The sequence below is a fragment of the Rhizobium sp. P1_E1 genome (assembly GCF_056406015.1).
This window is the reverse complement of record NZ_JBFUAY010000260.1, coordinates 1-5,539: the sequence shown is the minus strand read 5'-3', so window position 1 is coordinate 5,539 and position 5,539 is coordinate 1. Positions and strand designations below refer to the sequence as shown.

The following is a 5,539-nucleotide window of genomic DNA, read 5'->3' as shown; positions in this document are numbered from 1 at the left end:
GCCCGATTGTCCTGCATCTGCGGCAGGACACGCATGACAATCCCGACGAAGAAATAGCCGATGAGAACCTTCTCGATAATATCGAGAGCGAAATACACATCGAGGAATGACCAGCTTGCCGCTGCTTTTTTTCTCATTGTCCTCGGACTTCCATATTCACACAGCTGTAGTGTCGTATATATTTTCAATCGCTAATTATGGGTTAAAACGTTGGCTCTGACAGTGAAGCGGTTGCCGAGTCTGACGGCAGAATGCGCCCGGCGAGCGTTTCGCCGAAGGAAAATGGTGGGTCGAGAAGACTCGAACTTCCGCGGATTCTTCCACAGCGACCTCAACGCTGCGCGACCGCCAAATCTGCCACGAAGCATTGTTTCACTTAAGAAAAGACCGAAACCAGCCTTTCTTTCTGATACAAATTGCCCCGGTCGCCGTGGTCAGTCAGGTTTCGCCGGTCGTTTCGCCGAAAACCGCCTCAAAGGCGGCGCGCAGCCGGATATCGACATCAGCCATCATCACAGGCAAGCCAAGATCGACGAGGCTGGTCACTCCATAGGCGGATATCCCGCAGGGCACGATGCCTTCGAAATGATCGAGATCCGGATCGACGTTGAGCGACAGTCCGTGGAAGGTCACCCATTTCCGCAGCCTTATGCCGAGAGCGGCGATCTTGTCCTCGGCCATCGTCCCATCGGCCAGCAACGGCTTTTCCGGCCGGCGCACCCAGACGCCGACGCGATCTTCACGTCGCTCACCGCGGACATTCATCATGTCGAGCGTGCGGATGACGACATCTTCAAGGGCGGCGACAAAGGCGCGCACGTCCTGGCGCCGCCTTTTCAGGTCGAGCATGACATAGGCGACGCGCTGGCCGGGTCCATGATAGGTATATTCACCGCCACGCCCTGTCGCAAAGACCGGAAACCGGTTCGGCTGGACGAGGTCCCTCGCATTGGCGCTGGTGCCGGCAGTATAGAGCGGCGGATGTTCGACGAGCCAGACGAGTTCATCGCCGCCATCTGATATCACCGCCACCTCGCGCTCCATCGTCTCCACCGCCTCCTCATAGGGAACGAGGCCATCGGCGATGCGCCAGCGTACCGGCCGGGTTCCGAGTCGGGGAAGCATAGAGAATTCGAGATCGGTGCGAAGCATGGTCATTCCTTGCCGCTCTCCCCGAAATGCCTGCGAAAAAGGGGCGGCAGGACAGCTATATGGACCTGTTTCGGGGCCAATTCAAATGCTGTGAGCGGTTTTCAAAAAAACTGTCATATCGCCCTTGTGCACCCCAGATGCTTTTGCTACATGCTGCCCCGCCGACGCAAATCGGCACCTACCACGATGCGGTCGTGGCGGAATTGGTAGACGCGCAGCGTTGAGGTCGCTGTGGGGCAACCCGTGGAAGTTCGAGTCTTCTCGACCGCACCATTTCCCTTCAGGGAAACGCTCTCTAAGCGATGATTTCGATTTCACCTCGAAGCTATTTGCGGTTGCTTGGCTTGATTGCCTGGCTTTCCCGTGATTGATGGCGTCATCCTCGCAAGAATCAGCAGCCATGTCAGAGCCCCATCAAAATTCCCTGCAGGGCATGGCCATCATGTCCGGCGCCATGCTCATCCTGCCGACCATGGATGCGATCGCCAAATACATGGCGACCTTCGAGGCGATGTCGCCGGGCCAGGTGACCTTCTACCGATTCTTCTTTCAGATCGCCTGTACCCTGCCGATTCTTTTCGCCCTCTTCGGGCTTAAGGCGCTTTCGGCCAAACGGCCATGGATGAATCTGCTGCGCGGCGTGCTGCATGGCGCTGCGAGCCTGCTTTTCTTCGTCGCCGTCAAATACATGCCGCTCGCCGATGTCTTCGCCATCTATTTCGTCGAGCCCTTCATGCTGACCGCTATGTCGGCACTGTTTCTCGGCGACAAGGTCGGCTGGCGGCGCTGGATGGCGATCATCGTCGGCTTCGGCGGCGCAATGATCGTCATTCAGCCAAGCTACGAGATCTTTGGGCTGAAGGCGCTGCTCCCGGTCGCCTGCGCCTTTCTATTCTCGCTCTATCTCTTCCTCAACCGCGCTATTGGCGAGGCCGATTCGCCGCTGACCATGCAGACGATGGCCGGCATCGGCGGAACGATCTTCATGGCGGCTGCGCTTTTCGTCGGAAACAGTTTCGGCAATGCCGATTTTGCCGTCTCTCTGCCCTCCTCCGGTCTCGGCCTTATCCTGCTTTTCGCCCTCGGCTCGATCTCGGGATATGCGCATATGCTCGTGGTCCGGGCTTTCCGCCTCGCTCCGCTGTCGCTGCTTGCGCCGTTCCAGTACTTCGAGATTATCTCGGCGACCGTTCTCGGCTATGCGTTGTTCAACGATTTCCCGAGCTTTTCCAAATGGATCGGCATCTTCATCATCGTTGCATCAGGCCTTTTCATCATCTGGCGCGAGCGGCTGCAGGCGCAAACGTTAAAATCTTCCTGACCTCGGGAATATCAGATTAACTCCTCTTCTTGAGGGATCGTCAATTCGCAGGCGCTAAAACTGTCTCCGGTTTCATGATGAAGCCTGGAGTTAAAACATGAGCGAATTTCGTCTCGCTTTTCCGGCCTGTGTCGTGGCCGGCAAGCATCGGCTGACGGCCGAAGATATAGTATTGCTGCGCAAACATAGTTTTCCGGAGGGTATCCGGACATCCGACGACGTCGTGGCGATGTTGGCGCTCAACAATTCCTGCCCTGAAAAATGTGCCGACTGGAACGCTTTCTTCGTGGAGCAGCTCGCCGGTTTCATCGTCCATTACACCTATCCGCAGGGCTCGCTGGATGAAATCAACGTCGCCTGGATCATGCGCATGTTCACGACCGATGGTGTCGTCAACTCGGCGCTCGAGCTCGAGCTCATTCTCCACGTCATGGAGATTTCGACCGATGTCCCAGTTGAGTTGAGAGCGCTTGCCCTCGATCAGCTTCGTCTGGCGATCACCGACAATATCGGTGGCTACAAGCTGTCGCGCGCCATCGATCGCCGGGGCATCACCCGCCAGGACGTCGACTACGCAATGCGCATCTTCAGAAGCGTCGCCGAAGGCGGCATCATCCCCGTCTCGTCGGTCGAATACGGCGTTCTCCAGCAGATCGAGCAGGCAACGCTGTCCGGCGCCAATCATCCGCACTGGGCGGGGATCATGGCTGCCGTCGAGCTGCGCGATTATGCCGAGCCGCGTCGCAGCCGCTGGCTGCGCATCGTCGACGAGGAACCTGTCTCCGAAGCTGCCGTCGCCTGACGCTCCGCAAGCCTGATTGTGCGTTCCGGTGTTTTGTGCGTAAAACTCCGGGATGCATTTCTGGGTGGAGTCTCCATGTTCAAGAAAATCCTGATCGCGAATCGCGGCGAAATTGCCTGCCGCGTGATCAAGACTGCGCGCCGCATGGGGATTCTGACCGTCGCGGTCTATTCGGATGCGGATCGGGACGCGCTGCATGTCGAGATGGCTGACGAGGCTGTGCATATCGGCCCGGCGGYGGCGTCGGAGAGTTATCTCGTCGCCGAAAAGATCATCGCCGCCTGCAAGGCGACGGGGGCCGAGGCCGTCCACCCCGGTTACGGCTTCCTCTCCGAACGCGCCTCCTTCTGCGCTGAACTCGAAAAGCAGGGCATCGTCTTCATCGGCCCGAAGCCGAAGGCCATCATGGCGATGGGCGACAAGATCGAATCGAAGAAATTCGCCAATGCCGCCGGTGTCTCCACCGTGCCGGGCCATCTCGGCATCATCGAAGATGCCGCCCACGCGGTAGTGATCGCTGGCGAGATCGGCTATCCCGTCATGATCAAGGCGTCGGCGGGTGGCGGCGGCAAGGGCATGCGCATCGCCTGGAACAAGGCAGATGTGCGCGACGGCTTCGAGCGCGCCCGCTCGGAGGCAAAAAGCTCCTTCGGCGACGACCGCGTCTTCATCGAGAAGTTCGTCGTCGAGCCGCGCCATATCGAGATCCAGGTGCTGGCCGACGCGCATGGCAACGTCGTCTATCTCGGCGAGCGCGAATGCTCGATCCAGCGGCGGAACCAGAAGGTCGCGGAAGAGGCGCCCTCGCCCTTCCTCGATGAAGCCACCCGCAAGGCCATGGGCGAACAGTCGGTGGCGTTGGCGAAGGCCGTCGATTACCAGAGCGCCGGCACCGTCGAGTTCATCGTCGACCGCGACCGCAATTTCTATTTCCTTGAAATGAACACCCGCCTGCAGGTCGAGCATCCGGTGACCGAACTCATCACCGGCATCGATCTCGTCGAGCAGATGATCCGGGTGGCAGCGGGAGAGCCCCTTCCCTTTGCTCAGAAGGACATCAGGCTCGACGGCTGGGCGATCGAGAGCCGGCTCTATGCCGAAGATCCCTACCGCAACTTCCTGCCTTCGATCGGCCGCCTGACGCGTTACCGCCCGCCGGCGGAAGGCAGGACCGGCAATGTCGTTATCCGCAACGATACCGGCGTCTTCGAGGGTGCCGAGATTTCGATGTACTACGATCCGATGATCGCCAAGCTCTGCACCTGGGCGCCGACGCGGCCCGAGGCGATCGACGCCATGGCCCGGGCGCTCGACGGCTTCGTCGTCGATGGTATCGAGCACAATGTTCCTTTCCTGTCGGCGCTGATGAAACATCCGCGCTGGCGCGAGGGCCGGCTGTCCACAGGCTTCATTGCCGAGGAATATCCCGATGGTTTTGCGCCGATGAAACCGGACCCGGYGGAAGAAGCCGTGCTTGCCGGCATCGCCCTCTCCGCCTCGCTGATCGAGACAAACCGCCGCGAACGTTTCGCCGATCGTCTGCGCGCCGCATCGGGCGCGCTGCGCGAGGAATGGGTGGTCAAGATCGGCGACAACCACGTCGCTGCAAGATTGCTCGATGGGCTCGTCACCATCCCCTTCGATATGGACATCGCGATCGAGGGGGCGATAGAGGGCCAGAGCAAGAGTGTTGTCACCGATTGGAGACCGGGGGATCCCGTCTGGAGCGGCAAGGTCGGCGGTCGCGACATCACCGCGCAGATTCGCCCCGTTCTGAACGGGTTGCGTATCGACTGGCAGGGGCTTTCAGTGATTACCAAGGTCTTTTCGCCGCGTCATGCCGAGCTCGACAGGCTGATGCCGGTGAAACTGCCGCCCGATACCTCCAAGCTCCTGCTCTGCCCGATGCCTGGCCTCGTCGTCGCCATCGCGGTTGCCGAGGGCCAGGAGGTCAAGGCCGGTGAGACGCTTGCGATCGTCGAAGCTATGAAGATGGAAAACGTGCTGCGCGCCGACCGCGATCTCGTCATCTCGAAGATCAATGCCGCGGCCGGCGAAAGCCTGGCCGTCGATGCCGTGATCATGGAATTCGCCTGAGAGGAAAAGACCGTCGCTTGAGCCGAGTTCGCCGACCATGCCAAGCTCAGCCCGATAAATCAGCTGGGAACCAATAAAATCGACAGGAAGGATATCAAGATGGACGTTCGCGCCGCCGTTGCCGTTCAGGCAGGAAAACCGCTGGAAGTGATGACCGTGCAGCTGGA

General features: G+C 59.6%; 4 protein-coding genes, 1 tRNA gene and 2 pseudogenes. 5 read left to right on the top strand and 2 right to left on the bottom strand.

What is annotated here, in order from left to right:
* Both AC1D1Z_RS33410 and lipB read right to left on the bottom strand, forming a co-directional pair.
* Positions 1-137 (bottom strand): annotated as a pseudogene (locus AC1D1Z_RS33410) (methyltransferase family protein); the annotation flags it as partial.
* Between the two features lie 301 nt (positions 138-438).
* On the bottom strand, positions 439-1,158 hold the full coding sequence (gene lipB / locus AC1D1Z_RS33405; protein WP_028733757.1) for a lipoyl(octanoyl) transferase LipB: 720 nt from the start codon (positions 1,156-1,158) through the stop codon (positions 439-441).
* Positions 1,159-1,340: 182 nt separating this feature from the next.
* Between lipB and AC1D1Z_RS33400 the strand changes: the two genes are divergently transcribed.
* The 5 genes and pseudogenes from AC1D1Z_RS33400 to AC1D1Z_RS33380 form a co-directional block, all read left to right on the top strand.
* Positions 1,341-1,425, top strand: a tRNA-Leu gene (locus AC1D1Z_RS33400).
* A 97-nt stretch (positions 1,426-1,522) separates the two neighbouring features.
* Complete coding sequence (locus AC1D1Z_RS33395) at positions 1,523-2,473, top strand: DMT family transporter (protein WP_197728315.1); 951 nt, start codon at positions 1,523-1,525, stop codon at positions 2,471-2,473.
* A 97-nt stretch (positions 2,474-2,570) separates the two neighbouring features.
* Positions 2,571-3,275 carry a hypothetical protein gene (locus AC1D1Z_RS33390; protein WP_018242141.1) on the top strand — a complete coding sequence of 235 codons (705 nt, stop codon included), beginning with the start codon at positions 2,571-2,573 and terminating at the stop codon, positions 3,273-3,275.
* A 75-nt stretch (positions 3,276-3,350) separates the two neighbouring features.
* Positions 3,351-5,372: an acetyl-CoA carboxylase biotin carboxylase subunit gene (locus tag AC1D1Z_RS33385; protein ID WP_477853124.1), complete on the top strand. Its 2,022-nt coding sequence runs from the start codon at positions 3,351-3,353 to the stop codon at positions 5,370-5,372.
* Positions 5,373-5,471: 99 nt separating this feature from the next.
* Positions 5,472-5,539: pseudogene (locus AC1D1Z_RS33380) on the top strand (GNAT family N-acetyltransferase); the annotation flags it as partial.

Coding starts and splice junctions, on each gene's coding strand:
- lipB (WP_028733757.1), bottom strand. CDS start 1,158: ATGACCATGCTTCGCACCGATCTCGAATTCTCTATGCTTCCCCGACTC.
- AC1D1Z_RS33395 (WP_197728315.1), top strand. CDS start 1,523: ATGGCGTCATCCTCGCAAGAATCAGCAGCCATGTCAGAGCCCCATCAA.
- AC1D1Z_RS33390 (WP_018242141.1), top strand. CDS start 2,571: ATGAGCGAATTTCGTCTCGCTTTTCCGGCCTGTGTCGTGGCCGGCAAG.